This window comes from Bosea vaviloviae (genome assembly GCF_001741865.1).
Taxonomy (GTDB): Bacteria; Pseudomonadota; Alphaproteobacteria; order Rhizobiales; family Beijerinckiaceae; genus Allobosea; species Allobosea vaviloviae.
Genome location: NZ_CP017148.1, coordinates 178,985 through 205,162, shown reverse-complemented (window position 1 = coordinate 205,162; position 26,178 = coordinate 178,985). Strand labels below are relative to the sequence as shown.

Here is a 26,178-nt window from a genome sequence, read left to right as displayed (position 1 = left end):
CCTTTCCACATGAGAAGCCACTTCACTTCCATACGCATCATCCGAGTCGACGGACCGACGTGACAGCATTCGACGCATTGTCATGCGCGAGGACGGGGAAGCACCCATTCGAGGCTGTGCTGAGCCAATGGCTGTTTCGAAGATCATGATGGTTGATGATGCTGCTTCGGCACCGGTGTCACCGTGCCTAAAGCCTCAATCAGTTCGAGGACTTCGATGCATTCCATGTCGACTTCATCGTGTTCGAGGGCATTGCCGTTAGCCTCTACGATCAGAATGCCAACTGCACCTTCATGGCTCGCGATCGATCCCCGGCGAGTTCGAAGGCCTCGACCGCGCGCTCGAACGGCAAGGTGGCGCTGACCAGCGGCTTCAGATCGACGAGGCCATTGCTCATCAGATCGACGGCGAGCTGGAATTCGGCATCGAAGCGGAAGGTGCCGTGCAGGCGCAGTTCCTTGGCGACGATAAAGTTCATCGGCAGGGTCATGTCGCCGCCGAGCCCGACCTGCACGATGACGCCACCAGGGCGCATGGCATCGAGAGCGCCCGCCAAAGCGCGGCCATTGCCCGATGCTTCGAACAGGACGTCGAAGCTGCCCTTGTCGGCGGTATAGGCCGCGAGCGCCTCAGGCTGCGCCGCGATGTTGACGGCCTGCGTGGCGCCGAGAGCCAAGGCCGTCGCCAGCGGCGCGTCCGCGACATCGGTCGCGACGATCTGGGCCGCTCCGCCCAGGCGCGCGACCACGACGCAGAGCGCGCCGATCGGCCCGCAGCCCGTCACCAGCACGCGCTTGCCGAGCAGCGATCCAGCCTGCTTGCCGGCATGCAGGCAGACGGCGAAGGGCTCGGCCATCGCGGCTTCGCCCATGCTGACATTGTCGCCGACCGGCACCGCCTGATAGGCGTTGACGGTCAGGCTTTGCCGGAAGCCGCCCTGGGCATGAGGAAAGCGCATCGCGCTGCCGATGAACTGCATGTTCAGGCATTGATGGCGCATGCCTTCATGGCAATAGCGGCAGGCATTGCAGGGCTGGCTCGGATTGACCGCGACGCGCATGCCGGGAACGAGGTGCGAGACGCCCTCGCCGATCTCCTCGATCACGCCGGCGATCTCGTGCCCGAGCGCCATGGGCTGCTTGATCCGCACCGTGCCGAAGCCGCCATGCTGGTAGTAATGCAGATCCGACCCGCAGATGCCCCCGGCAGCGATGCGGATGCGCACCTGGCCGGCCTGCGGCGCAACGACCGCGATATCCTCGATCCTGAGATCGCGAGGGGCGTGAATGATGACGCCTTTCATCGGGATGGCCTCCTTCAAGCCGCCAAAGCGAGACCGGCGCGCAGCTGCTCGCCCGTGCTGCGGGAGAACAACACGGCCTCGGAAAGATCCGGCACGACCGAGACCGGGTCGCCGGGTTTGAGCTCGCTATAGCCCTGTGTGGTGATCATGATCTCGCCCGCCACCGCGCCTTCCTCGTCATGGGCGGTCGCCGCATGGCTCAGCTTGACGGCGACGACCGATTCCGCGCCGACATGCTCGACGAGGCTGACCGTGCCGGCGAGCTGGCCCTGCACGCCGGGCGCAGCCAGCGTCAGCGCGTTGGGCCGGATGCCGAGCAGGACCGGGTCGCGCCCGGCCCCGCGATCGGCCGCAGCCAAGGCATGCGGCAAGGGCAGGTTCGCCTCGCCGAGCTTGATCATGCCGGCATCGATGCTGCCCTCGATCAGGTTCATCGGCGGGGTGCCGATGAAGCGCGCGACATAGGTATTGGCGGGCGAGGTGTAGATATCGCGCGGCGTGCCGAATTGCTGCACCACGCCATCGCGCATCAAAGCGATGCGGGTGCCCATGGTCATGGCCTCGACCTGGTCATGCGTCACATAGACGAAGGTGCCGCCGACGCGCTGGTGCAGGCGGGTGATCTCGGCGCGCATCGCCGTGCGCAGCTTGGCGTCGAGGTTCGAGAGCGGCTCGTCCATCAGGAAGACCTCGGGCTTGCGCACCATGGCGCGGCCGAGCGCAACGCGCTGACGCTGCCCGCCCGACAAGGTGCGCGGGTAGCGGTCGAGCATCTCCGTCAGCGACAAGGTCTTGGCGGTCTTCTCGACGAGGTCCGCCACTTCCGGCGAGCGCTCGATCCGGCGCTTGGCCCAGCCGCCGATGAGCGGAATATGGAACCACCATTTGAACTGCCGCATGATCAGCGGGAAGGCGATGTTCCGGCGCACGCTCATATGCGGATAGAGCGCATAGGACTGGAACACGAAGGCCATGTCGCGCGCGCTCGGCGGCAATTGGTCGACACGACGGTCGCCCAGATGGATCTCGCCACTGCTGACGGTTTCGAGGCCGGCGAGCATCCGCAGCAAGGTCGACTTGCCGCAGCCGGAAGGGCCAAGCAGGACCAGGAACTCGCCATCGGTGACGTCGAGATCGACATCGGAGATCGCGACCTTGGTGCCGAAATGCTTGGCGACGTGGTTGAGCTTGATCGAAGCCATTTTTGTTCGCTTTCTCAGCCCTTGACGCTGCCGGCGGTCATGCCGGCCACGACATAGCGCTGGACCATGAGGTAGAAGAGGACGGCCGGCAGCGTGTACATCACGCCGATGGCCATGACGGTGTGGATCGGGGTGGAGAGCTCCCCGACGAAGCTGGCGAGGCCGACGGAGGCCGTGCGCAGATACTGGCTTGAGACCAGGGTCTGGGCGAAGACGTACTCGTTCCAGCCATGGAAGAAGGCGATGACCGAGGCTGCCGCCAATGTCGGCGCGACGACCGGCACCACGACCTGGAGCACGATGCCGATCCGGCTGCAGCCATCGACGCGGGCCGCCTCCTCGATCTCCATCGGCACGCCGTCGATGGCGCCCTTGAGGATCCAGGTGATGACCGGCACGGTGAAGGCGGTGTTGGCGAGGATCAGCCCGCCCAGCGTGTCGAGCAAGGCGAGATTGGCGAAGATCGCATAGAGCGGCACCACTAGCATCGCCTCGGGCAGCATCTGCGTCGCAAAGAGCAGGAAGCCGAGCGCGCCCTTGCCGCGGAAGCGGAAGCGCGACAGCGCATAGGCCGGCAGGATCGCCAGCAGGATCGAGAGTACCATTGTGCCGATGGCGACGATCGCGCTGTTGCGCAGCCAGATCAGCACGCCGGTATGGCTGAAAGTATCGGCGTAGTTGAAGGCCTGCGCCGGGTCGGGAACCAGCTGTGGCGTGTCGGCGAAGAGGTTCGCCGAGGAGGTCAGCGAGGTGACGACCATCCAGTAGATCGGAAACACCGAGACGCTGAGCAGGATCAGGATCAGCGCCATGCGGATGGCGTGGGAGGCTGGGCTACGCATCAGCTGCGGCCCTCCGCCCGTTCGGCGCGCTGCGTCGCCCAGAAATAGACCACCGTGACCACGAGCGCGATCGAGAGCCCGACCATGCCGACGGCAGCCGCCTCGCCGAGTTCACGTGCAACGAAGGCGCGGGTGTAGAGTTCGATGACGAGCGTCTTGGTCGCGCCGATCGGCCCGCCCTGCGTCATCACCCAGATCAGGTCGAAGCGCCGCAGCGACCAGATCGTGACGAAGAGCACGAGCAGAGCGACGGTCGGCCGGATCGTCGGCCAGACTGCGACCTTGAAGATGCTGAGCTTGTCGGCTCCATCGATCTGGGCGGCCTCGCGGACCTCTTCCGAGACACCCTGGAGCGCGGCAAGCAGCACGACCGAGGAGAAGGGGAAGATCTGCCAGATCGTGGTGAAGAGGATCGCAGGCAATGCGAGCCTGGGATTGTCGAGCCAGCTCTCATAGCCGATCTCGAGATCCAGTAGCTTCAGCCAGTGATTGAAGATGCCGTATTGCGCATTCAGCGTCCAGGCGAAGACGGTGGCGACCGCGACCGGTGGCGCCGCCCAGGGAATGGTGACGAGGGCACGCGCGATGCCGCGCCCCCGGAACGGCCGGTCGAGCAAGAGCGCAGCGCCCAGGCCCAGCGCGATCGCAAGCACGACGCAGATGGCGGTGTAGAGCGCGGTCACGCCAATCACGCGCCAGAAATCCGGCCGCGCGGCCAATTCGGCATAATTGCGCATGCCGACGAAATGCGAGGTCTGCGGCGTCAGCAGCGAGGTCTGCGTGAAGCTCAGCATGAGCTCGCGCAGCAGCGGATAACCCTGAAACAGCAGGAGATAGAGCACCACGGGTGCAGCGAAGAGATAGGGCGTCCACGGATTGCCGTCGAGCCGCGCGGTCCTTTCGGACCGCGCGATCGGTGAACGCGACAGCTGCGGCTGCCTCAGGGCGGCGTCCGTCATGTCAGCGCCGGAGAATGCGGCTGAGCGCCTGGGCCTGAGCGTCGGCCATCACCTGCTTGGGCGTCTCTCCGCCGATCAGGCAGCGCAGCACGTTCTCGCAGACGACCTGCTGGAAATCGAGCGTCTTGCTCTCCAGCGAGCGCACCAGAAAAGGCTGGCCGTTCGGGGTGTTGGCGTCGAAGGCGGTGACCCAAGGGTATTTCTTCAACTCTTCCTCCGCGCGCGGAATCTGTGTCGCGACATTGGAAGCGCCCAGGAGCAACTGGAGTTCGGCCTGCGGCTCGGGCTGCAACATCCATTCGATGAAGGCGGCCGCGGCCGCCTTTTTCTTGGAGTTGGCGTTGAAGGCGAGCATGGTCAGAGTGATGCCCTGCGCCTTGTTGGGGAAGGGCGAGGGTGCGGCGCTGAACTTGAAGTCGGGCGCCTGGGCAGAGAAGATGCCGCCGACGCCGCCATTGTCGACATTCATGGCGATCTTACCCTCCCAGAACATGCGCCGGTAGGTCGCGGCATCCGCGCCCTTCGGCACGACACCAAGGTCGTAGACGCGCTTGTACTGGGTGATCGCCTCGACCACTTCTGGGCTGTTCAGCGTTGGCTCGCCGCCGCCGCCCCACTGGCCGCCGAAGCCGTAAACATAGTTCGACAGGTCGAACCAGAAGCCGGCGCGCTCCGGCATCGTTGCGCGATAGGCATAGCCGAACTTGCCGCGTCCGGTGGCCTCCTTGGCGGCCGCGACGAACTCCTCGAAATTCTTCGGCGGCATGCCGCCCTTGAGCAGCTCCGGATTGTAGAGCATCGCGTAGTTTGCGGTTTCGAAAGCGATGCCGATGCGCTTGCCGTCGACCTTCACGAACTTGTCGGCGGCCTGGAACTTGTATTTCGAGAGGTCGAGCAGGTCGTCGACCGGAAACAGGCGGTTTGCCGGCACTGCGGCGAAGAAATCGGTCTGGTCGAAGCGGATCAGGTCCGGTCCGCCGCCGCCGCCCATCTGGGTGAAGACGGTGTCGGCGAGCTTGGAGAAGGAGATCGCCACGGGCTCGATGGCATAACGATCCTGGCTCCTGTTGAACTTGTCGATCCAGGCGCGCGTCTTGTCGCCTCGCCCGGCCTCGGCGAAAAGGGCGGCGGCAAAGGTCAGCGTCTCCTTGGTCTGGGCATAGCTGCGCGTCACATTCAGTGCGGCGCCGCCCGATGCCGCCTGCAGCAGCGTCCGTCTCGAAATTCCAGTCATGGCATTCCTCCGATGTGCCCCGTGAGGCGAAAGCGCCCGGTTTTCCGGGTCGCAGATGGTTGAGCCGGTGCTCTTGGGCGCAGCGTCTCTGTGTCTCTCCACGTCAGATGCTGTCAGGACGGCAAACGCGAGTGCGGCCTACTGCGAGGGCGCCGATCGTCAACCTGCGACCACCTTCCGCTTTTCCTCGTTCTGCTGCTCCAGCGCGTCGATCAGGACGTTTCCCCAGCGAATATCGTCCTGGATCGCTTGACGTGCAGCCTTGGCGTCGCCACGGCGCAGCGCTTCCAGGATGTCGTGATGCAGATGTTCCTCGGTCGCGAGCTGGCGCTTGGGGATATGGACGTGGAACAGCCGCAGGAACGGCCCCATCAGCACCCAGGCGTTCTCGACGATGCTTTCCAGGATCGGCAGTTCGGCGACACGCAGCAGGGCGAAATGGAAGTCGCGGTTGCGGATGCTCGCCTCCGCCGGATCGACCGCCGCAGCCTTGAGGAAGCGCTGATGGATCTCGGTCAGTTCGGCCAGTTGTTTGGCCGTGATCTTCTGTGCTGCCCGCTCGGCTGCCGCCCCTTCGAGCTCGACGCGGATCAACTGCACCTCGCGCAGGCGGGCCGGGTCGAGGCGCGGGACATGAACCGCCGTCGCAGCACGCATCTCGAGCGCATGCTCGCTGACGAGGCGGAAGATCGTCTCGCGGACCGGCGTGATGCTGGTGCCGAACTGCGTGGCGAGCGCCGCGATCGTGACGCGCTCGCCTGGCTCGAACTGACCTTCCATCAGGGCTCCGCGCATCTGCGCATAGACCCTGGCGGACAGATTGTCCTTGCTGACCTGTTTGATCGGAGACCTCGTCTCGGGCATCGCTCTACTCCTCGGGAACTTCGACGAGCTCTATCAGGATGCCGTGAGGATCGCGCATGAAGAGACCGCGCAATCCCTTGGCGATGCCTTCGGTGATTTCGCTAATCTCGCCCTGAAGCGCGCCGCCGGCGTCGAGGATCTCCTGTCGCAACGCTGCAAGTCGTGTCACGCGCAGGCAGATATGCGCGGCACCAGGCTGGTTCGCCGCCGGGCGGATCGCCTCGCCCTGCGGCGAGACGAATTCGATGAACTCGATATGCGCGCCATGGCCGAAGAGATGGACGAGGCGCATATGCGCGCCGGGAACGCCGATGAAGCTCTGAAGCCAGGGCGCGCTGCGCTCGCCGATCGGATCGGCGCGGAAGCCCAGGACCTTCGTCCAGAAGGCGACGGAGCGCTCGATATCGGGTGTGATGAAGCCAGTATGGCCGAAACTGATCGAACGTGGCGTCACGGTCACGTCCTGCTGCAGGGTGGCGGTCATGGTCATGATCCCACCCGCTCGGTGCGCAGCGCAAAACCCGCCGCGCGATCCCAGTCGAAGGCGATCGCCGCGCCAGGGGCCTCCGAGATCAGCAGGTCGCCGTCCTCGATGCGCGCCTCCTCGCTGAGCAGGCGGTCCATCGGGTCGGCGCCAACCTCGGGCAGGATCATCTCGACGCAGCGGATCGCCGGGAAGGCGGCCGCGAGCTGGCCATGCAGCGTCGGGAAGACATGCGGGATGACCTCGCGATCCATGATCGTCGCCAGATGCAGCGCCTCGACCGCGCCGGTGACGCCGCCGCTGACGGAGGCGTCGATGCGCAGGATGCGGGCGGACTCGGCGAGATCGCGGAAGCCATAACGGTCGATGACGTCCTCGCCGACAGCGATCGGCACGCCGATCTGCGCCTGCAGATCCCCGACATTGCGCCATTGCTGCGGCAGGAAGGGATCCTCGATGAAGGCCGCGCCAAGATCCTGCGCCAGGAGGCAGGTCGGCAGCGCATCCTCGATCGTCTTCCAGGACCAGTGCGCGTCGATACCGAAGGCGACATCGTCCGGCATTGCGCCGCGCACGGCTTCCAGCAAGGCTCGGTCGGCGACTGTGTCGGTGCCGTTGATCATGACCTTGATCGTGCGGAAGCCGCGTCCCGCGAGATCGGCGCATTGGCCGGTCACCGCCTCGATCGAGGCGCCATAGCCGACGACGGGCATCACCGGGACGCGCATCCGCGCCCCGCCGAGCAGTGCCCAGAGCGGCAGTTCGCGGGCGCGGCCGAGCGCATCCCACATCGCGACGTCGAGCAGGCTGATGCCGCGCATCAGCACGGCGCGTGCCGGCGGCGTCGCGGCCTCGGCAGCTTGGCGAGCGGCGGCGCGCATCTCCGGCGAGCGGCCGACATAGAAGGGCGCGACCCGCGTCACCAGATCGAGCAGCGGCATGCCGCGCTCGAAGCCGACCGCATGACCGGTTCCGCCATCGGCGAGACGGATGCGGACCAGGACATAGTCGCGATGCGTCATATGCACCTTGCCGAGCTGGAGCGGGTTCGGAAAGGGAATGCGGCAATGCATCGCCTCGACCGCGGTCACGGCCGGCATTGCAGCCGTCCCGGCCGCGGCGGAGAGAGCGGGCGAGCCCGTCATGCTGCGAGCCCCAGATCGGTCACTTCCGGCTGGAACAGCGTCGCCGACATGCCGCCATCGACCATCAGCACATGGCCGGAGACGAAACCGGCAGCAGCCGAGGCGAGGAAGACGGCAGGCCCAGCCAACTCGTCGGGCGAGGCCCAGCGCGCCAACGGCGTGCGGTCAACCACCTGCTTGTGGAAGCGGCCATCGGCGAGCGTCGCCTTGTTGATCTCGGTCTCGATATAGCCCGGCCCGATGGCGTTGACGGTGATGCCATAGGCGCCGAGTTCGGCGGCGAGCGCGCGGGTGATGCCGACGACGCCATGCTTGGCGGCGACATAGGAGATCACGCCCGGCCGCGACGAGATACCCATCAGCGAGGCGGTGTTGATGATGCGGCCATAGCCGGCCTTGCGCATATGCCGCGTCGCCTCTCGGGCAAGCGCATAAAGCGAGGTCAGGTTGATCGCGATGACCTTGTCCCAATCGGACATGTCATGCGTCTCGACCGGCTTGCGGATCAGGATGCCGGCATTGTTCATCAGGATGTCGAGCTTGCCATGACGCGCGACGATGGCGTCGATCGCGGCGGCACCCGCCGGATGGTCGGTGACATCGAAGGCCTGCGGCTCGGCCTTGTAGCCATCTGCGCACAGGACATCGCTGGCGGCTTGGGCTGCCGCCGGGTTGACGTCGTTGATGATGACCGTCGCGCCAGCCTCGGCGAAGCCACGGGCAATCGAGAAGCCGATACCGCGCCCAGCCCCTGTGACGAGCGCGATGCGACCGTCGAGCGAGAAATCGGCGATGCGCCTGGTTGGCAGGGACGGCGAGCTCATCAGGCAGCATCCTTCTTGACGAGAGCGGCAGCCTCGACAGCCTCAATAGCCGCAACAAGATCCAGAGCTGAGACCGGCCGCTCGAAATGCTTCATATGCGCGGCCTGCGCGGTCAATTCCGCGATCGTCGCGATCTCGGCCGCGCCGCCGGAAAAGCCGAGATCGGCGAGCGACAGTGGCAGGTCGACCTGCGCGAAAAAGCCCCGGATATCGGCAATGAAGTCCGGCGCGCGCCCCTCCAGAGCGAGCTGGACAAGCAGACCATAGGCGACCTGATGGCCGTGCAGCGCCGAGGCCGGCCCGGGCACGGCCGAGAGGCCGCGCGTCATGGCATGGCAGACCGACAAGCCGCCGCTCTCGAAAGCAAGCCCGCTCATCAGCACGCTCGCCTCAACTAGCCGCTCCAGAGCCTCGTCGGGTTCGCCACGCCCCACCGCCGCCAGGGCCGCGACGGCATCGGCACGCACCGTGTCATAGCAGGCATGCGCCAATGCCAGAGCCGTCAGGGGCGAGCGCCCGCCGAAGACGTTGTTGCCGCGTACGCCGACGCATTGCTCGACCTCGAAGCGCTTGACGATGGCATCGCCGATGCCGGCCGACAGCAGCGCCGCCGGAGCCTTGGCGATGACCGCAGTGTCGACCAGCACGAGGTCGGGATTGCCGGCAAGCTTCTCGACGCCGGTGAGCTTATGGTTCTCGTCATAGACCACGATGATGTGGCTGGTCGGGGAATCGTTCGACGCCACGGTCGGCATGGTCGCGAGCTTCGCCTTGATCTTGCCGGAGAGAAACTTGCCGGCATCGATGGTCTTGCCGCCGCCGGCCGCGATCACGACCTCGGGCGGATTCGCGCCGCAGAGGCCCGCCATGCGCTCGACCTCGGCATGGGTGATCTCGCCGCCGAAGGTGATCGGCGTGAGCACGATGCCGGCAGCCTTGCAGCTCGCCTGCGCCTTGGCGCCGACGAGATCGAGGACATGGGCGTCGGCAACCAGCACCGCCGTCTTGCCGAGCTTGGCGACCTCCTCGCCGAGCCGCGCGATCGCGTCCGGACCCTGAAGGTAGCGCCGTGGTGAGCCGAAGATGATCATAGGTCGAGGTCTCGTTCGGGTTGAGGTCAAGCGAGGCGAAGCGCCGGGCGCCGGGCTTCATTGCCGGCGACGCCGTCGCTGATGAGAAAATCGATGAAAAGGTCGACCTGCGCGGCAAGCATGTGCTCGCCCTGATGGATCTGGGCTCCGCGCGTGAGCGCACCGATCAGCAAAGGCGTCATCGCCGGCTTCATGACGATGTCGGCGACCATGCTGCCGCGCTCGATCGTGGCGATGTCGACTGGAGTTGACGGGTCGCCATCAAGGCCGACGGAGGTGCCGTTGACGACAAGATCGAAGCCGGTCGCATCCGCTGCGCCTGTCGCGACCTTGCTTACGGAGTTGAGCAGGCGCAGCCGGGCGGCGAGCGCCTCGCCGCGCGCGGCATTGCGGTTGGCGATGACGAGCTCGGAAACACCAGCTTCGAGCAGGGCCTGGGCGAGCGCGGTCGCCGCCCCGCCGGCACCGAGCAGCAATGCCCGGCGCCCCTTCGGCTCATAGCCGTGCTGGCGCAGGCCGGCTAAGAAACCGAGCCCGTCATAGAGCCGTCCGATCATCGCACCATCTGCGTCGCGGCGCACGATATTGGCGACGCCGAGCTCGGCCGCCACGCCCTCCAGCCTGTCGCAATGGCTGGCCGCGGTCTCCTTATGGGGGATCGTCACGATGGCGCCGGCCACACTGCGCGCCGTGCGCAACACGGCCCAGGTCGCGGCGAGATCGCCGGGCGCGACCTCCCAGGGCACGAGCACGGCATTGACGCCGCGCTCGACGCAGCGGGCGTTGAACAGCGCCGGCGTCCGCAGATGCGCGGACGGATAGGCGAGATGGACGATGACGCGGGTGCGTCCGTCGATAGTCATGTCCGCCTCCCTAAAAAACATCGCCGCAAGTTGTCGCCTTGCCAGCATTGTCAGACTTGGCGTCCTGCCAGCCTTGTTATCATATATGATGCATGATACGAGACTGCCGTCAACCGGCGACGGATGGCGAGCCGAAGACCACCCAGCGCGGAGCTTCGGCATGCCCATTCTTCACGAAGAAAAGCTTTGCTTCAGGCTGGGCCCGCAGGTCCCGACCTGTCTCGAAGCCGGCTCACCGGGGTGCGAACGAGGATTTCAGGGAAACGCCCAGCATGTCAGCCATCACCGCCACACAGAGACGGGCCGGCAATGATTACGAGCCGTCCGCCGCCCAGATCGCCCGCCTGCGGGAGAAAGCGCGCTTCGTGCGCCTGGAGACGATCCGGCTGATCGAGATCGCCAAGGTCGGCCATTACTCCTCGGTCTTCTCGGCCGCCGAGATCTTCTCCGCCCTGTATTACGACGTCATGGAGCTGAAGCAGGGCGAGCCGGCCTGGCCCGATCGCGACCGCTTCCTGATGGGCAAGGGCCACGCGGCTGTCGGCCTGTTCCCGATCCTGGCCGATCTCGGCTACATCGAGAAGGACGTGCTCGACGGCTATACGCGGCTCGGCAACCCGCTCGGCGACCATCCCGACATGCGCAAGGTGCCCGGCATCGATTTCTCCTCCGGATCGATCGGCCATGCGCTCTCGGCCGGCGCCGGCATGGCCTGGGGCGGCCGCGCTTCCAACCGCGATTTCAACGTCTTCGTCATGCTCGGCGATGGCGAGATGCAGGAGGGGCAGGTCTGGGAAGCCGCGCTCTTCGGCGCGCATCACAAGCTCTCGAAGCTGATCGCGATCGTCGACCGCAACGGCTTCCAGCTCGACGGCGCCGTCGACGATGTCATCGGCGTCGAGCCGCTCGACGCGAAATGGCGCGCCTTCGGCTGGGAGACCCATGTCGTCGACGGCCATAACCTCGCTGAGCTCACCGCGCTGCTGCGCCGGCTCAAGGCGGATGAGACCCGCAAGACGCCCGCCTGCATCATCGCCAGGACGCTCAAGGGCAAGGGCGTCTCCTATATGGAGACCGAGCCCGGCTGGCATCTCGGCTATCTCGCGCCCGAGGATGCAGAGCGCGCCGTCGCCGAAATCATGAGCCGGGAGATCTGAACATGAACGCCCCCCAATCCCCGAATTCCTGGCAGTATCGCGCGCTGAACTCGGCCAATCCCGGGCTGAACTTCCTCTCCGACGCACTGCTCGAGCTGGTCGCCGAAGGCCATCCCGTCCTCGCCGGCGCGGCCGATCTGCAATACTCAAACGGCCTCAATAAATTCGCTGCGCAGCATCCCGAGCGCTACATTCAGTTCGGCATCTCCGAGCAGAACATGGTGACGGCGGCGGCCGGCCTCGCCACCACCGGCCACATGCCGTTCGTCGCCACCTTCGCCTCGTTCCTCGGCCTGCTCTGCTGCGAGCAGATCCGCATGGATGTCGCCTATTGCGCCCAGCCGGTCCGGCTGATCGGCCACCACACCGGCATCTCGCTGGGCTTCTACGGCACCTCGCATCACGCGACCGAGGACATCGCGACGATGCGCGCCATCGCCGACCTGACCGTGATCTCGCCGGCCGACGGCCCCCAGCTCGCCGCTGCAATCAAGGCCTCGGCGACCTGGCCGGAACCGATCTATTTTCGCATCGGCCGCGGCCGCGAGCCCGATGTCTACGAGAACGGCACGCCTTTCGTCATCGGCAAGGCGATCGAGCACATGCAAGGCGATGAGCTCACCATCATCGCCTGCGGCCTGCCGGTTCATCCGGCGCTGGGGGCGGCCCGCAAGCTGAATGCGGAAGGGCGCTCAGTCGGCGTCATCGACATGGCGACGGTGAAGCCGCTCGATCGCGAGGCCGTGCTGCGCGCAGCCGGCCGCAGCAAGATCCTGATGACGGCGGAAGAGCACAATGTGCTCGGCGGTCTGGGCTCGGCGGTGGCGGAGGTGCTGGCCGACGATGGCTGCGGCATCAAGCTGGTGCGCCACGGCATCCATGACGAATACAGCCTGATCGCCCCGCCGACGCATCTCTACGCGCATTACAAGCTCGATGCGGCGGGAATGGAGGAGGTCGCGCGGGCAGCGTTGGCGCGGATCTGAGCTGTTGACCGATGCGGTGAATCGCGCTGCATCGGCCGTCCACAAACCGATCAAAACCCATCCTGACCTGGCAATGGATATCCGCTTTCTGGCCGACAGCTGAGGTACGCTCCTGGCGCAGGAGCTGAGATCCATGGTGATCGAGAGCCGCCAGCCTAGAACCTTTTGGCTGACCAATCGACGACAGCCGTGAGATACACAAAGCCCCGCGCCATCGGGATGTAGGGGATGTCCGTCGCCCAGACTTGGTTGGGACGCGTCACCGGCAGCTTGCGCAGCCGATTGGCGAAGATCTTGTGCCCGCGCGCCGGCCTCGAGGTGTTCGGCCGGCGATAGAGCGCCCTCGATCCCCATGCGCTTCATCAGCGTGGCGACCTGAAGACGCCCCGCGGCGTAACCTTCCGCGAGCAGCAGGCCCTGCAGCATGCGGCTGCCCGCGAAGGGGTACTCCAGATGCAGTTCGTCGATCTGCCGCATCAGCGCCGGATCGGCGGCCGAGACCGCGTGAGGCAGATAATAGACACTGCCCCTGCTGATCCCGAGCACCTTCGCCTGCTGGTTGAGCGGCAGATCGCGCGCGCGGTCGATCATCACTTTGCGCTCAGAAGACCGGTCTTGCCGAGCGCGCCGGGCAAAAAGTCATTCTCCAGCGCCAGCGCCCCGATCTTCGCATGCAGCGTCTTTACGTCGATCGCCGGTCCGGCGGCCTCCGACTTCGCCTCGGAACCGAAGACGCCGGCTGCCCCTTCAAGAAGTTGGCTGCGCCATTGCGTGATCTGATTGGGATGGACGTCAAACTGCTGAGCCAGTTCGGCGAGCGTTTTCTCACCCTTGACTGCTGCTAATGCTACCTTCGCCTTGAAAGCCGGCGTGTGGTTCCGCCGCGGTCGTTTCGTCATGGTCTCTCCTGTCACGGCCATCATGCCGCGGTCAGGCAGAAATTCCGTTTATCCCACCTGTCCACTTTTCCCGAGCCAGCTCTGTCCCGACGCCGCCTCCATCAGGATCAGCTTGTCGAGTGTCAGATCGACGACCGCGCGGCCTCAGCGGGCACCCGCTCCGATGAGGCTGCGCCAGGTCTTGATAAATTTTGCGCGCTTCACCGGGTCGAGATAGACCAGCAGCGACGGGTTCAATACGATCGGATGCGCAGCCGAGACCGGGGCCGAGTCGTAGCGCTCGAGATTGGCGAAGCGCTTCTGAATCTCCGGCGACAGGAGGTAGTTCAGGAAAGCCCCGCTCAAATCGGGGGCCTTGGCGGTGCGCGGAATCAGGGCGACGCGCGAAAGCACGAGCGTGTAGTCGTCGGGGAGGACGATCTCGATCGGCGCGCCGCGCTGCTTGCGGGCGAGGGCATAAGAGCCGAGCAGATTGTAACCCACCAGGACCGTCTGCTTCTCGATCTCGTTCAGCATCTCGCCGCTGCAGCAAGAGAGCCGCGCATGCGCCCGGCCGAACAGTTGCATCAGGGTCGTGTAGTTCGTCCAGTAGAGCGCGTCGTGATTGGCGAAGAGATAGCCGAGGCCGCTGAGTTCTAGATCATAGGTCGCGACGCGCCCGTCGAGCAGGGCGGAGTGCTTCACCAGCATCCGGATGAGATCTGCCCGCGACCGTGGGAGCGGGCCGAGCTGTGCCAGACTCTGGTGGAAGACGATCACCGCCGGCTCGACCGAGATGCCGAAGGCCTGGCTTCGCCAGGACGCCCAGGGCGGCAGCGTGATGTCCTTCGCCAGCTTGTGGTCGCGCGCGAAGCCGTCATTGACCAGCTTGATCTGCAGATCGGCGGCGGAGCTGATCGCCAGATCGGGCGCGGGCGGGGCGCCGGCCCGAATCTGCTCGTAGAGGACCGTCGATTGCAGGTCGTGATAGAGGATAGCGACATTCGGCTTCTGGGCGAGGAAGCCTTCGATTGCCGGGCGCAGTTCGTCGAGGTCGGTCGATCCCCAGATCACCAACTGGGCTGCGGCGTTGGGCGGCCCGAAACGAGTGACCTTCTCCGCCGCCGCGACGGTGCCTGCCATTATCACGGCGAGGCCCATCCAGAGGAGCCGCTGCCATCTCATGGCGCATGCTCCTCGGGAAATCGGCTCAAGGGGAACGTCATCTTCACCACCAGGCCGCCTCCCTTCCGATCCTCGAAGGTCAGTATCGCATGATGGTGCCGGATGACGTTAGCAACGATTGAAAGACCGAGGCCGCTGCCCGGCGTGTCGCCGGAGCGGGAACCACGCACGAAGCGCTCGGTGATGCTCGGGCGCTCGTCCGCGGCGATGCCGGGACCGCGATCCTCGACCGAGAGCACGGCCTGGCCGGCTTCGGATACCAGCCGGACCGTGGTCGGCTCCGCTCGGCCGGCATATTTCAGCGCATTGTCGAGCAGGTTCCGGAACGCCTCGGTGAGCATCAGCCCGTCGCTCAGGATGTAGGGCGGTGCCTCCAGCGTCTCGATGCGCAGCTTGACCTTCATGCCCGTCCGGTCGCTGAACTCGTCGATCGCCAGCTCGACAAGCTCCAGCAGATCGGTCGGCGCGAGCGACGAGATCTCGGCGCGATGGGCGACCATGGTGTCGGCAAGGAGCTGGTCTGCGAGGCGGCTGACGACGACGGCATTGCGATGGATCGAGCGCAACTGGTCGCGGATGGAACCGCGATCCGTTTCGTCCACCGCCATTTCGACCTGCGCCCGCAAGTTGGAGAGTGGAGTGCGAATCTGGTGGGCCGATTCGGCGACGAAGTTCTGCATCCGCGCCAGCAGTGAAATCAGCCGGCCGATCAGGCTGTTGAGGGCGGCGACAAGGTGGTGGATCTCCTGCGGTACCGGCACGTCGAGCGGCTGGAGATTGGCGGCGTCGTTGGCGACGATGGCGCGTTCGATGGCGTCGAGCGGCCGCAATGCGCTGCGCACCGCCAGCCAGATCAGAGCCATGGCGAGCAGCATGATGCCGGCGGCCGGGCCGAAGGAGAGCCGCAGCAGCTCCGCGCTGAACTGCTCCTGCTCCTCGTTGGTTTCGGCGACGACAACCGTGACCCAGCCCGATTGCCGCCCGCCCGAGATGAAGCGCCCGAGCGTGCAGATCCGCACCGGGACGCCGAGAAACGTGCCGTCCACGAATTGCGGGGCGGCCGAGGCAGCGGGCGGCGCCTTCGTTGCAAGCTCGGGATAGCCGGTGATCAGCGAGCCGTCCGGCGCGGTGACACGATAGAAGATCCGGTTGGTGGTCCGGCTGGCGATGATGGTGAGGGACGAATGGGTCAGGTCGACAGTCGGGACGCCGTCGTCGTACTGGATGGCGTCCGCGATCGACAGCGCCGATGCGGCGAGCAGATGGTCGAAGGACCGCTCCGAGGCCCGCTGCGCGTGAAAGTGCAGATAGTAGAACAGCCCCAGCCCGAGCGCGAGAAAGGCCGGCATCAGCCGGCCGAACAGTCGCGCGCGGATGGAGTAGGTCTCACGTCTGCTCATGGACTTCGGCGATGTAGCCTTCGCCCCATATGGTCTTGATCTCGACCGTCGTGCCGGTCAGCTTCTTCCGCAGCCGCGACACATAGAGTTCGATCGCATTCGGCGCAGCTGGTTCGTCGAACGAGAAGAGATGGTCGAGGATGGTATCCTTGGCGAGTATCCGGTCGAGGTTTCCCAGGAAGAGTTCGAGCAGCCGGAACTCCCGCTGGCCGATCGGGACATGGTGCCCGTCGATCTCGACCCGCCGCCGGGACAGGTCGAAGACGAGGTTTCCAATGGTCATGGCGCTGCTGTTCCGGCCCTGCGGCCGGCGTAGCAAGGCGCGTATGCGCGCTTCGATCTCGCTCAGATCGAAGGGTTTGACGACATAATCGTCGGCGCCGATGTCGAGAATCCGAATCTTCTCGTCGAGGCCTCCGCGCGCCGTCATGACGAGGACCGGCACGGTCGAGTTCCTCGCGCGCAGACGTCCAAGGAAGACTTCGCCGTCCACCTTGGGCAGGATGAGATCGAGCAAGACCACATCATAGACGCCTTGCTGGAAGAACTCGTCGGCGTGTTCTCCGTCTTTGGCCCAGTCGACCGCGTACCCCGACCGCCGCAGGCGTGCGACCACCGCCGTCGCCTGATCCACACTGTCTTCCACAAACAGAATCCGCATTCCGCCCAATAATCCTCCCCCAAGGTCGGCTTGTCTGAAATCCCGTCTCGACCAATTTCGTCAAAGATGATTTAGTTGGCTAGTGACAGGGTTTTGACAGCTTCGTATCTCATGATCGTCCCAACATACGGCTGAAGCGCCAGCGCGCCAAGGTCGAAAAAATATTCGGGAGGATCTTGATCTGGTCGCGCTCTTCAGCGGCATCGTTCAATCACGCCATTATTGATGCGAATACTCTTGCCATCAAGAGTACAGCGCGCAGTTCAGTTGGTCGGTCTTTCCGGTCAATACGCTGACCGTGCTGCGGTCGGCAGTGGGCGTGTCCGTCGCTATCCAGCAGGAGTCTGGGTGGGCGGTGTTACGGTGTCGGTGCATGCGTCTTCGGGAGGCGTATGAGGGTCGATCGGGTGTTCCGGGATCTCCATTCAAGTCGCGGGTCGGCAAAGTCCTGCCGGCTTTCGCTCGAGTTCGATGTCGTACGGACCAGGGGCCTGGAGCCATGTCAACAACCCTCGACAGCTTCGGCTGCAAGCGCTCTTTGAACGTCGCGGGCGTAAAATACGCGTATCTCGACTTGATCGAAGCCGAAAAGAACGGGCTCGCCGGCATTTCGCAGCTGCCTTTCTCGATGAAGGTTTTGCTCGAGAACCTGCTGCGCAACGAGGACGGGCGCTCCGTCACCAAGGCCAGCATCGAGGCCTTCGTCGCCTGGCTCGACGACAGGGGCAGGGCCGGCGTCGAGATCGCCTACCGTCCGGCGCGCGTCTTGATGCAGGACTTCACCGGCGTGCCGGCGGTGGTCGATCTCGCCGCGATGCGTGACGGCGTCGTCGCGCTCGGCGGCGACCCGCAGAAGATCAACCCGCTGGTGCCGGTCGACCTCGTCATCGACCACTCGGTCATCGTCGACGAGTTCGGAACGCCCAAGGCCTTGCAACGGAACGTCGATCTCGAATATGAGCGAAACGAGGAGCGCTACAAGTTCCTCAAATGGGGCCAGCAGGCCTTCCGCAACTTCCGCGTCGTGCCGCCCGGCACCGGCATCTGCCACCAAGTCAATCTTGAATATCTCGGCCAGGTTGTCTGGACCAGCGAGGAGGCCGGCGAGACGGTCGCCTATCCCGACACCTGCGTGGGCACCGACTCGCATACGACGATGATCAATGGCCTGGGCGTGCTCGGCTGGGGCGTCGGCGGCATCGAGGCCGAGGCCGCCATGCTCGGCCAACCGGTTTCCATGCTGCTGCCGGAGGTGATCGGCTTCAAGCTCACCGGAAAGCTCAAGGAAGGCATCACGGCGACCGACCTGGTGCTGACCGTCACCCAGATGCTGCGCAAGAAGGGCGTCGTCGGCAAGTTCGTCGAGTTCTACGGCCTCGGCCTGTCCAACATGACGCTGGCCGACCGCGCGACCATCGCCAATATGGGCCCGGAATACGGCGCCACCTGCGGCTTCTTCCCGGTCGACGGCGAAACCCTGCGCTATCTCACCATGTCCAGTCGCTCGGAAGAGCGCATCGCGCTGGTCGAGGCCTACAGCAAGGCGCAGGGCATGTGGCGTCATGACGGCTCGGCCGACCCGGTCTTCACCGATACGCTCGAACTCGATCTGGGCGAAGTCGTCCCCTCGATGGCCGGCCCGAAGCGTCCCGAGGGTCGGGTCGCTCTGCAGGACATCCCGGCCGGTTTCGCCGTCGCCATGGAGGCCGATTACAAGAAGGCCGCCGAGATGCACAAGCGCTACGCGGTCGAGGGCACAGGCCACGACCTCGGCCATGGCGACGTGGTGATCGCCGCCATCACCTCCTGCACCAATACGTCCAACCCGTCGGTGCTGATGGCGGCAGGCCTGCTCGCCCGCAACGCCAATCGCCGCGGATTGAAGCAGAAGCCCTGGGTGAAGACCTCGCTCGCGCCCGGATCGCAGGTCGTGGCTGAGTATCTGGCCAGTTCCGGCCTGCAGAAGGAACTCGACCAGATCGGCTTCAACCTGGTCGGCTTCGGCTGCACTACCTGTATCGGCAATTCCGGCCCGCTGCCCGCCCCGATCTCCAAAACGATCAGCGACAAGGGCCTGATCGCGGCCGCCGTGCTCTCGGGCAACCGCAATTTCGAGGGCCGCGTCTCGCCCGACGTGCAGGCGAACTATCTCGCCTCGCCGCCGCTGGTGGTGGCGCATGCGTTGGCCGGCACGGTCACCAAGGATCTGACCAAGGAACCGCTCGGCGAGGATCGTGACGGCAAGCCGGTCTATCTCCGCGAGATCTGGCCGACCTCCGCCGAGATCCAGGAGTTCATCGAGAAGAACGTCACGCGCGAGGTATTCGCGCGGAAATACGCCGACGTCTTCAAGGGCGACGCCAACTGGCAGGCAGTCAAGGCGCCGAGCGGACAGACTTATGCCTGGGACGACACGTCGACCTATGTGCAGAATCCGCCCTATTTCCAAGGCATGCAGAGGACCTTCGGCAGGACGGGCGACATCAAGGGTGCCCGCGTCCTCGGCCTGTTCGGCGACAAGATCACCACCGACCACATCTCGCCGGCCGGCTCGATCAAGACCACTTCGCCGGCGGGCCAGTACCTCACCGAACATGGCGTGGCGCCCGCCGACTTCAACCAGTACGGCACGCGCCGCGGCAATCACGAGGTGATGATGCGTGGCACCTTCGCCAACATCCGCATCCGCAACCACATGCTTGGCCCCAACGGGCGCGAGGGCGGCTACACCATCCACTATCCGAGCAAGGAAGAGCTGCCGATCTACGACGCCGCCATGCGCTACCAGACGGAGAAGGTGCCATTGGTGGTCTTCGCCGGCGTCGAATACGGCAACGGCTCCTCGCGCGACTGGGCGGCCAAGGGCACCAACCTGCTCGGCGTCAAGGCCGTGATCGCCCAGAGCTTCGAGCGCATCCACCGCTCGAACCTGGTCGGCATGGGCGTGGTGCCGTTCACCTTCGAGCCCGGAACATCCTGGGCGAGCCTGGACCTGAAGGGCGACGAGACCGTCGAGATCGACGGTCTGGACACGATCAAGCCGCGCCAGACGATGACCGCCAAGATCACCTATGTCGGCGGCACGGTGAACAACGTTCCGATCCTCTGCCGCATCGATACGCTGGACGAGCTCGAATACTTCAGGAACGGAGGAATTCTGCAGTACGTCCTGCGCGACATCGCAGCCTGACCACGCCGCAACGACAACAATCTCACTTTTGCTGGGAGAAACAGCGTGACGACAACAATACCCGCCACGCTCATTCCGGGCGATGGCATCGGACCCGAGATCACCGAGGCCGTCGTCCAGATTCTAGACGCCGTGCAGGCGCCCTTCGCCTGGGATCGGCAATATGGCGGCCTCGCTGGCATCGACCATGGCGGCGAGCCCATGCCGCAGGCGACGCTCGATAGCATCCGTCGTACCAAGCTGGCGCTGAAGGGCCCGCTGACCACGCCGGTCGGCGGCGGCTTTCGCTCCGTCAATGTCCGCCTGCGCGAGACCTTCGGCCTCTACGCCAATGTGCGTCCGGCCAAGACGCTGACTGGCGGCGGGCGCTATGAAGACATCGACATCGTCCTGATCCGCGAGAATCTCGAAGGGCTCTATGTCGCTTTCGAGCACTTCATCGCGGTCGGCGACGACCCGGAGGCGGTGGCGATCTCGCAGGGCGTCAACACCAAGGCGGAGTGCCGCCGGATCGTCCGATACGCCTTCGACTACGCCCTCGCGAACGGTCGCAAGAAGGTCACCGTCGTGCACAAGGCGAACGTGCTGAAGGCGCTGACCGGCATCTTCCTGACCGCCGGCAAGGAGATTGCCAAGGAGTATGAAGGCCGCGTCGCGATGGACGATCGCATCGTCGATGCCTGCGCGATGCAACTCGTGATGAAGCCGGAGCAGTTCGACGTCATTGTGACCACCAACCTGTTCGGCGACATCCTGTCCGATCAGATCGCCGGCCTCGTCGGCGGGCTCGGCATGGCGCCGGGCGCCAATATCGGCCCCGACGTCGCGATCTTCGAGGCCGTGCACGGCTCGGCTCCGGACATCGCCGGCAAGGGCATCGCCAACCCGCTCGCCCTGCTTCTGGCGAGCTGCCTGATGCTCGAGCATGTCGGAGAGGGGCAGAAGGCGAAGGCCGTCCGCGACGCAGTCGATGCCGTGCTCAACACGGACAAGATCAAGACCGGCGATCTTGGTGGATCGGCATCCACCAAGGACTTTGCAGCAGCAATCATAAAGCGACTGGCATGACGAAAGCACAAGCGAACCACGCCTCTTCGGGGCAGAACAAGAAGACTGGACAAACCATGGTCAAGGGATCCGATCTTCTCGTCGCAGCGCTCGAGAACGAAGGCGTCGACCGCATCTTCGGCGTGCCGGGCGAAGAGAATCTCGACGTCGTCGAGTCGCTGCGGAACTCGAAGATCCAGCTGATCCTGACCCGGCACGAGCAGGCGGCGGCCTTCATGGCTGCCACCTATGGCCGCCTGACCGGCAGGCCGGGCGTCTGCATCTCGACGCTGGGGCCCGGCGCGCTCAACTTCTCGACGGGCGCGGCCTATGCCCATCTCGGCGCGATGCCGATGGTGATGATCACCGGCCAGAAGGCGATCATGAGCAGCCGCCAGGCGCGCTTCCAGATTGTCGACGTGATCGCCTCGATGAAGCCGCTGACCAAGGCGGCGCGCCAGATCGTCAGCGCCGCGAGCATCCCGACGATCGTGCGCGACGCTTTCCGCACGGCGATGGAGGAGCGGCCCGGGCCGGTGCTTCTGGAACTGCCCGAGGACATCGCGGGCGACATGGTTCCGGCGGTTCCAGTGGTGCCCGTCCATCCGATCGAAATTCCCGTCGCGCACCGCACCGCGCTCGACCGCGCGGCCGAGATGATCCTGAAGGCGAAGCACCCGCTGATCATGTTTGGCGCGGCCTCGAGCCGACCGCGCGGGACCCATGGGATCGCGAGCTTCGTGCGCCGCACCGGCATCCCGTTCTTCAACACCCAGATGGGCAAGGGCACGGTACCCGGCGGCTCGAACCTCTATATGGGCACCGCCGCGCTGTCGGAGCGCGACTATGTGCACGACGCCGTCGACAAGGCCGACCTGATCATCGCGATCGGCCACGACACAGTCGAGAAGCCGCCCTTCATCATGGGCCCCGACGGGCCGCAAGTGATCCATGTCGGCTATATGCCGGCGACGGTCGAGCAGGTGTACTTCCCGCATGCCGAGGTGGTCGGCGATGTCGGGCCGAGCCTCGAGGCTCTGGCCGACCGGATCGAGGGGAAGCTGTCGAACGCCGGCGCGCTGCTGCCCCTGCGCGAGGAGATCCTCGGCAAGATCGCGGATCGCGCGGAGGAGGATCGCTGGCCGGTGACGCCGCAGCGCTTGGTCCACGACATTCGCGCGGTCATGCCGGAAAACGGCATCCTGGCGCTCGACAACGGCATGTACAAGATCTGGTTTGCGCGCAATTACCGGACCTATGTCGCCAACACCGTGCTGCTCGACAACGCGCTGGCGACCATGGGCGCGGGCCTGCCTTCGGCGATGATGGCGGCGATGCTCCATCCCGACCGCCGCGTCATGGCGGTCTGCGGCGATGGCGGCTTCATGATGAACAGCCAGGAACTGGAGACGGCCGTCCGTCTCAAGCTCAACCTCGTCGTGCTAATCCTCGACGACGGCTCCTATGGCATGATCCGCTGGAAGCAGGCGGTCGACAACTTCCCGGACTTCGGCCTCACCTTCGGAAATCCCGACTTCGTCGCTTATGCGAAGGCCTACGGCGCGAAGGGCACGCGCGTCCAGGCCATCAAGGACCTGGCGCCGGCGCTCGAGGCCGCCTTCCAGGGCGGCGGCGTCCATCTCGTCGTGGTGCCGATCGACTACTCGGAAAACATCCGCGTGCTCATCGACGAATTGCGGGGCCACGAGCAGGCGAAGTCCGCCTAAGCGGACGGTGCGGAACAGAACCATTCGGTTCGTGCGGTCCGCCGCACCGGTCGGCTGGGAGGCACGGCGTTCGAGACATGAGGACTACCCATGATACCTTTCACCTTCCAGGCGCCTGCCAACATCCTCTTCGAGGCCGGAGCTTCGCGGAAGATCGCGGCGCGCGTGCAGGACTATGACGCGCGGCATGTCCTTCTCGTCACCGACAAGGGGGTGAGGGGCGCCGGACTGACGCGCGATGCCGAGGCGGCGCTGGCCGCGGCCGGCATCGCACTTACCGTCTTCGAGGACGTGGTCGCCGATCCGCCCTCTCATGTCATCGAGGCGGCGGCCGAGCTCTGCCGCAGCCAGGGCGTCGACCTCGTCCTGTCGATCGGCGGGGGCAGCGCGCTCGATACGGCCAAGCTGGTCGCCTATCTCGCCAAGACCCCGGACCGTCTCGACGACATCTATGGTGTCGGCCTCGCCAAGGGCGAGCGCCTGCCGTTGCTGCTGGTCCCAACCACGGCCGGCACCGGCTCGGAGGTCACGCCAATCGCGATCGTGACGACGCCGACCACAGAGAAGAAGGGCGTAGTCTCGCCGCGCCTGATCCCGGACTGGGCGATCCTCGATCCGGAGCTGACGCTCGGCCTGCCCGCGCATGTCACGGCGGCCACCGGCATCGACGCCATGGTGCATGCGATCGAGGCCTATACCAGCAAGATCAAGAAGAACCCGATGTCGGACCAGCTCGCGCTGAAGGCGCTGGAGCTGCTCTCGCGCAACATCAGGACCGTCTGCACCAACGGCCAGGATCTCGAAGCCCGTTCGCAGATGCTGCTGGGCTCGATGCTCGCCGGCATGGCGTTTGCCAACGCCCCGGTCGCCGCCGTCCATGCGCTGGCCTATCCGATCGGCGCGATCTTCCATGTGCCGCACGGGCTATCGAACGCCCTGGTCATGCCCCATGTGCTCGCCTTCAACCGCCCGGTGGCGGAGGCGCTCTATGCCGAGCTCGCCGATGTCGTGAAGCCGGGCCACCAGGCGTGCTCCGCCGCCGAGGCGGCCGGGGTCTTCATCGCGGAGATCGTGGCGCTCTGCCGGGATTGTCAGGTTCCCGACACGCTCGCGGCCGTCGGCATCGCCGAGAAGGACCTGGCCAAGCTCGCCGAGGACGCGATGAAGCAGACGCGCCTGCTCGTGAACAACCCGCGCGAGCTCGACTACCAGCAGACCTTCGAGATCTACCGCAGCGCACTCCTCGGGCGCGGCGCGGCGGCCTGACGGGCCGGGAGAGGAGCGCGCGATGGCGGGCGAGCAGGACGATCGGCCGGAACTCTCCAAGATGTTCCTGCACATGAGCGAGGTCTGGCGAGACTCGGCCGAGAAGGCCGGCGCGGCCGGCAAGCTCTGGTCGGAATCGATGATGCCGTTTCTAACGCAGCGCGCGGCGGACAGCAGCCTCTTCGGCGCGGCGCAGGGCGGCGAGATCACCGAGGCCATCAAGCGTATGGCGGAAGGTCCCAAGCTTGCGGATGTCTGGAATCTCGACCGCGAGATCTACGCGCTCATGGCTGCCTGGATGGACATCCAGCAACGCATGGCCGCCTATCGGGCCGTCGTCTCCGTGCCATGGAACAAGGCCTTCGAGCGCTACAGCGCGGCGCTGAAGGAAAAACAGGAACAAGGCGGCGAGCAGGAGACCGACTGGCGCAAGGCCTTCGGAGTCTGGAGCGGCATCGCCAATGAGGAGCTGATCAGGAGCCAGCGTTCCGACGAGTTCTTGTCGGCCCAGCGCGAGCTGCTGCGCTCCGCGCTTGCGGTGCGCATCCAGCAGCAGCGGATCTCCGGTTCCATCGCCAAGCTTTTCGGCCTGCCGACGCAGCAGGATTTCGACGAGGTGACCCGGCAGCTCACCGAGATGCGCCGCGAGCTGCGCGCGCATCTGCGCTCGCAGCGCCGGGCGGAGCGTGCCGGCGGAAGCGAGGCTTCCGAAGGCCGAAAACCGGCTCCGGCTGCCGCCAAACGGACGGGGAAGGCGAAGACATGACCGACAGCAACGCCGCCCTGAACGCCTTCTTCAAGGATTTCGCCCAGAATCTCGGCCGGCTCCAGAAGGGTGCTGACGTGATTGCCGGCATCCGCGATTCCGATGTCGATGTCGGCTCGACGCCGAAGCGGCTGATCCAGCGGCGCGACAAGGTGGAGCTGTTCCGCTACGAGCCGGAGGTCGAGCAGCGGATCGATACGCCGGTCCTGATCGTCTACGGGCTGATCGGCCGCTACACCATGGCCGATCTCCAGCCCGACCGCTCGCTGGTACGCAGCTTGCTCGCCAAGGGGCTGGATCTCTGGCTGATCGACTGGGGCCAGCCCGGCCGCAACGAGCGTTGGCTCACGATCGACGACTATGTCGACGACTATATCGACGAGGCGGTCGAGCGCATCTGCCGCGAGACCGGGCATGAGAAGATCACGCTGCTCGGCATCTGCGAGGGCGGCGTCTTCACCACCTGCTACACCGCCCTGCACAAGGAGCGGGTCCGCAATCTCGTGCTGACGATCACGCCGGTCGATTTCCATGCCGATGTTGACGATCCGGCGGCGCATCACGGCTTCCTCAACGTGTGGACGCGGAGCCTGGCGCCCGAGGACATTGACCGCATGGTCGATGCGCTCGGCGTCATTCCCGGCGAGTTCATGAGCTCAATCTTCTCGCTGATGACGCCGATGCGCTCGCTGACGAAGTACAATGTCGATCTCGTCGACATCATCGACGACAAGGACAAGATGATGAACTTCCTGCGCATGGAGAAATGGCTGGCCGACAGGCCGGACCATCCCGGCGCTGCGGGAAGGCAATGGTTGCGCGAGCTCTACCAGGAGAACCGCCTCTTCGAGGGCAAGTTCGAGCTCTCCGGCCGCGTGGTCGATCTCGGCGAGATCGACGTGCCGGTCCTCAACATCTTCGCGCTTGACGATCACATCATCCCGCCGACCTGCTCGAAGGCGCTGGCGGCGAAGGTCGGGAGCTCCGACTACACCGAGATCCCGCTGCCCGGCGGCCATGTCGGCCTCTTCGTCTCCAGCAAGTCGCAAGGCGCTTTGACCAAGAGCATCGCCGACTGGCTGCAGGCGCGCGACGGCTGAAGGG

Annotated in this window: 22 protein-coding genes and 1 pseudogene; 8 read left to right on the top strand and 15 right to left on the bottom strand. The window is 65.4% G+C overall.

The window, feature by feature from the left end; genetic code table 11:
- Positions 1–271: 271 nt before the first annotated feature.
- The 11 genes from BHK69_RS30545 to BHK69_RS30495 form a co-directional block, all read right to left on the bottom strand.
- Entirely contained in the window at positions 272–1,303 is a 1,032-nt protein-coding gene (locus BHK69_RS30545; protein WP_069694234.1) for an L-idonate 5-dehydrogenase, read from the bottom strand.
- 14 nt (positions 1,304–1,317) lie between these two features.
- The gene (locus BHK69_RS30540) at positions 1,318–2,505 is read right to left on the bottom strand and encodes an ABC transporter ATP-binding protein (protein WP_069694233.1); all 1,188 of its coding nucleotides are present in this window, start codon (positions 2,503–2,505) and stop codon (positions 1,318–1,320) included.
- A 14-nt stretch (positions 2,506–2,519) separates the two neighbouring features.
- A complete protein-coding gene (locus BHK69_RS30535) occupies positions 2,520–3,347 on the bottom strand; it encodes a carbohydrate ABC transporter permease (protein ID WP_069694232.1) in 828 nt (275 codons plus the stop codon).
- Entirely contained in the window at positions 3,347–4,306 is a 960-nt protein-coding gene (locus BHK69_RS30530; protein WP_083269948.1) for a carbohydrate ABC transporter permease, read from the bottom strand. The genes BHK69_RS30535 and BHK69_RS30530 overlap by 1 nt, the downstream gene beginning before the upstream one ends.
- Before the next feature lies 1 nt (position 4,307).
- Positions 4,308–5,540 carry an ABC transporter substrate-binding protein gene (locus BHK69_RS30525; RefSeq protein WP_069694231.1) on the bottom strand — a complete coding sequence of 411 codons (1,233 nt, stop codon included), beginning with the start codon at positions 5,538–5,540 and terminating at the stop codon, positions 4,308–4,310.
- 159 nt (positions 5,541–5,699) lie between these two features.
- Complete coding sequence (locus BHK69_RS30520; RefSeq protein WP_069694230.1) at positions 5,700–6,404, bottom strand: GntR family transcriptional regulator; 705 nt, start codon at positions 6,402–6,404, stop codon at positions 5,700–5,702.
- Between the two features lie 4 nt (positions 6,405–6,408).
- Positions 6,409–6,888: a VOC family protein gene (locus BHK69_RS30515; RefSeq protein WP_069689501.1), complete on the bottom strand. Its 480-nt coding sequence runs from the start codon at positions 6,886–6,888 to the stop codon at positions 6,409–6,411.
- A 2-nt stretch (positions 6,889–6,890) separates the two neighbouring features.
- Positions 6,891–8,033 carry a mandelate racemase/muconate lactonizing enzyme family protein gene (locus BHK69_RS30510; protein ID WP_069694228.1) on the bottom strand — a complete coding sequence of 381 codons (1,143 nt, stop codon included), beginning with the start codon at positions 8,031–8,033 and terminating at the stop codon, positions 6,891–6,893.
- A complete protein-coding gene (locus tag BHK69_RS30505; RefSeq protein ID WP_069694227.1) occupies positions 8,030–8,857 on the bottom strand; it encodes an SDR family NAD(P)-dependent oxidoreductase in 828 nt (275 codons plus the stop codon). The genes BHK69_RS30510 and BHK69_RS30505 overlap by 4 nt, the downstream gene beginning before the upstream one ends.
- Positions 8,857–9,948, bottom strand: a complete 1,092-nt coding sequence (locus BHK69_RS30500; RefSeq protein WP_069694226.1) for a glycerol dehydrogenase — start codon at positions 9,946–9,948, stop codon at positions 8,857–8,859. The genes BHK69_RS30505 and BHK69_RS30500 overlap by 1 nt, the downstream gene beginning before the upstream one ends.
- Before the next feature lie 26 nt (positions 9,949–9,974).
- Entirely contained in the window at positions 9,975–10,811 is an 837-nt protein-coding gene (locus tag BHK69_RS30495; protein ID WP_069694225.1) for a shikimate dehydrogenase family protein, read from the bottom strand.
- A 272-nt stretch (positions 10,812–11,083) separates the two neighbouring features.
- On the opposite strand from BHK69_RS30495, the gene BHK69_RS30490 reads away from it, so the two are divergent.
- Entirely contained in the window at positions 11,084–11,968 is an 885-nt protein-coding gene (locus tag BHK69_RS30490) for a transketolase (protein WP_069694224.1), read from the top strand.
- Between the two features lie 2 nt (positions 11,969–11,970).
- On the top strand, positions 11,971–12,954 hold the full coding sequence (locus BHK69_RS30485; RefSeq protein ID WP_069694223.1) for a transketolase family protein: 984 nt from the start codon (positions 11,971–11,973) through the stop codon (positions 12,952–12,954).
- Between the two features lie 87 nt (positions 12,955–13,041).
- On the opposite strand, the pseudogene BHK69_RS31765 reads toward BHK69_RS30485, so the two are convergent.
- From BHK69_RS31765 to BHK69_RS30465, 4 genes and pseudogenes are all read right to left on the bottom strand, one after another.
- Positions 13,042–13,853 (bottom strand): annotated as a pseudogene (locus BHK69_RS31765) (IS3 family transposase); the annotation flags it as partial.
- 144 nt (positions 13,854–13,997) lie between these two features.
- Positions 13,998–15,017, bottom strand: coding sequence for an ABC transporter substrate-binding protein (locus BHK69_RS30475; protein ID WP_083269947.1), 1,020 nt, complete (start codon positions 15,015–15,017; stop codon positions 13,998–14,000).
- A complete protein-coding gene (locus BHK69_RS30470) occupies positions 15,014–16,417 on the bottom strand; it encodes a sensor histidine kinase (RefSeq protein ID WP_069694221.1) in 1,404 nt (467 codons plus the stop codon). Before BHK69_RS30470 ends, BHK69_RS30475 begins: the two co-directional genes overlap by 4 nt.
- Positions 16,404–17,078 carry a response regulator transcription factor gene (locus tag BHK69_RS30465; RefSeq protein ID WP_069694220.1) on the bottom strand — a complete coding sequence of 225 codons (675 nt, stop codon included), beginning with the start codon at positions 17,076–17,078 and terminating at the stop codon, positions 16,404–16,406. Before BHK69_RS30465 ends, BHK69_RS30470 begins: the two co-directional genes overlap by 14 nt.
- A gap of 499 nt (positions 17,079–17,577) precedes the next feature.
- On the opposite strand from BHK69_RS30465, the gene acnA reads away from it, so the two are divergent.
- The 6 genes from acnA (at position 17,578) to phaC (ending at position 26,174) form a co-directional block, all read left to right on the top strand.
- Positions 17,578–20,268: an aconitate hydratase AcnA gene (acnA, locus tag BHK69_RS30460; protein ID WP_069694219.1), complete on the top strand. Its 2,691-nt coding sequence runs from the start codon at positions 17,578–17,580 to the stop codon at positions 20,266–20,268.
- A 45-nt stretch (positions 20,269–20,313) separates the two neighbouring features.
- A complete protein-coding gene (locus BHK69_RS30455; protein WP_069694218.1) occupies positions 20,314–21,336 on the top strand; it encodes an isocitrate/isopropylmalate dehydrogenase family protein in 1,023 nt (340 codons plus the stop codon).
- A 56-nt stretch (positions 21,337–21,392) separates the two neighbouring features.
- Positions 21,393–23,042 (top strand): acetolactate synthase large subunit, encoded by a 1,650-nt coding sequence (locus tag BHK69_RS30450; protein ID WP_069694217.1) that lies wholly within the window; start codon positions 21,393–21,395, stop codon positions 23,040–23,042.
- Positions 23,043–23,132: 90 nt separating this feature from the next.
- The gene (locus BHK69_RS30445) at positions 23,133–24,308 is read left to right on the top strand and encodes an iron-containing alcohol dehydrogenase (protein ID WP_069694216.1); all 1,176 of its coding nucleotides are present in this window, start codon (positions 23,133–23,135) and stop codon (positions 24,306–24,308) included.
- A 22-nt stretch (positions 24,309–24,330) separates the two neighbouring features.
- A complete protein-coding gene (locus tag BHK69_RS30440) occupies positions 24,331–25,074 on the top strand; it encodes a poly(R)-hydroxyalkanoic acid synthase subunit PhaE (protein ID WP_069694215.1) in 744 nt (247 codons plus the stop codon).
- Complete coding sequence (phaC, locus tag BHK69_RS30435) at positions 25,071–26,174, top strand: class III poly(R)-hydroxyalkanoic acid synthase subunit PhaC (protein ID WP_069694214.1); 1,104 nt, start codon at positions 25,071–25,073, stop codon at positions 26,172–26,174. The genes BHK69_RS30440 and phaC overlap by 4 nt, the downstream gene beginning before the upstream one ends.
- Positions 26,175–26,178: the final 4 nt, after the last annotated feature.

Bases quoted from the DNA above. Each gene is read 5' to 3' on its own strand.
- BHK69_RS30545 (WP_069694234.1), bottom strand. From the start codon at position 1,303: ATGAAAGGCGTCATCATTCACGCCCCTCGCGATCTCAGGATCGAGGAT.
- BHK69_RS30540 (WP_069694233.1), bottom strand. From the start codon at position 2,505: ATGGCTTCGATCAAGCTCAACCACGTCGCCAAGCATTTCGGCACCAAG.
- BHK69_RS30535 (WP_069694232.1), bottom strand. From the start codon at position 3,347: ATGCGTAGCCCAGCCTCCCACGCCATCCGCATGGCGCTGATCCTGATC.
- BHK69_RS30530 (WP_083269948.1), bottom strand. From the start codon at position 4,306: ATGACGGACGCCGCCCTGAGGCAGCCGCAGCTGTCGCGTTCACCGATC.
- BHK69_RS30525 (WP_069694231.1), bottom strand. From the start codon at position 5,540: ATGACTGGAATTTCGAGACGGACGCTGCTGCAGGCGGCATCGGGCGGC.
- BHK69_RS30520 (WP_069694230.1), bottom strand. From the start codon at position 6,404: ATGCCCGAGACGAGGTCTCCGATCAAACAGGTCAGCAAGGACAATCTG.
- BHK69_RS30515 (WP_069689501.1), bottom strand. From the start codon at position 6,888: ATGACCGCCACCCTGCAGCAGGACGTGACCGTGACGCCACGTTCGATC.
- BHK69_RS30510 (WP_069694228.1), bottom strand. From the start codon at position 8,033: ATGACGGGCTCGCCCGCTCTCTCCGCCGCGGCCGGGACGGCTGCAATG.
- BHK69_RS30505 (WP_069694227.1), bottom strand. From the start codon at position 8,857: ATGAGCTCGCCGTCCCTGCCAACCAGGCGCATCGCCGATTTCTCGCTC.
- BHK69_RS30500 (WP_069694226.1), bottom strand. From the start codon at position 9,948: ATGATCATCTTCGGCTCACCACGGCGCTACCTTCAGGGTCCGGACGCG.
- BHK69_RS30495 (WP_069694225.1), bottom strand. From the start codon at position 10,811: ATGACTATCGACGGACGCACCCGCGTCATCGTCCATCTCGCCTATCCG.
- BHK69_RS30490 (WP_069694224.1), top strand. From the start codon at position 11,084: ATGTCAGCCATCACCGCCACACAGAGACGGGCCGGCAATGATTACGAG.
- BHK69_RS30485 (WP_069694223.1), top strand. From the start codon at position 11,971: ATGAACGCCCCCCAATCCCCGAATTCCTGGCAGTATCGCGCGCTGAAC.
- BHK69_RS30475 (WP_083269947.1), bottom strand. From the start codon at position 15,017: ATGAGATGGCAGCGGCTCCTCTGGATGGGCCTCGCCGTGATAATGGCA.
- BHK69_RS30470 (WP_069694221.1), bottom strand. From the start codon at position 16,417: ATGAGCAGACGTGAGACCTACTCCATCCGCGCGCGACTGTTCGGCCGG.
- BHK69_RS30465 (WP_069694220.1), bottom strand. From the start codon at position 17,078: ATGCGGATTCTGTTTGTGGAAGACAGTGTGGATCAGGCGACGGCGGTG.
- acnA (WP_069694219.1), top strand. From the start codon at position 17,578: ATGTCAACAACCCTCGACAGCTTCGGCTGCAAGCGCTCTTTGAACGTC.
- BHK69_RS30450 (WP_069694217.1), top strand. From the start codon at position 21,393: ATGGTCAAGGGATCCGATCTTCTCGTCGCAGCGCTCGAGAACGAAGGC.
- BHK69_RS30445 (WP_069694216.1), top strand. From the start codon at position 23,133: ATGATACCTTTCACCTTCCAGGCGCCTGCCAACATCCTCTTCGAGGCC.
- BHK69_RS30440 (WP_069694215.1), top strand. From the start codon at position 24,331: ATGGCGGGCGAGCAGGACGATCGGCCGGAACTCTCCAAGATGTTCCTG.
- phaC (WP_069694214.1), top strand. From the start codon at position 25,071: ATGACCGACAGCAACGCCGCCCTGAACGCCTTCTTCAAGGATTTCGCC.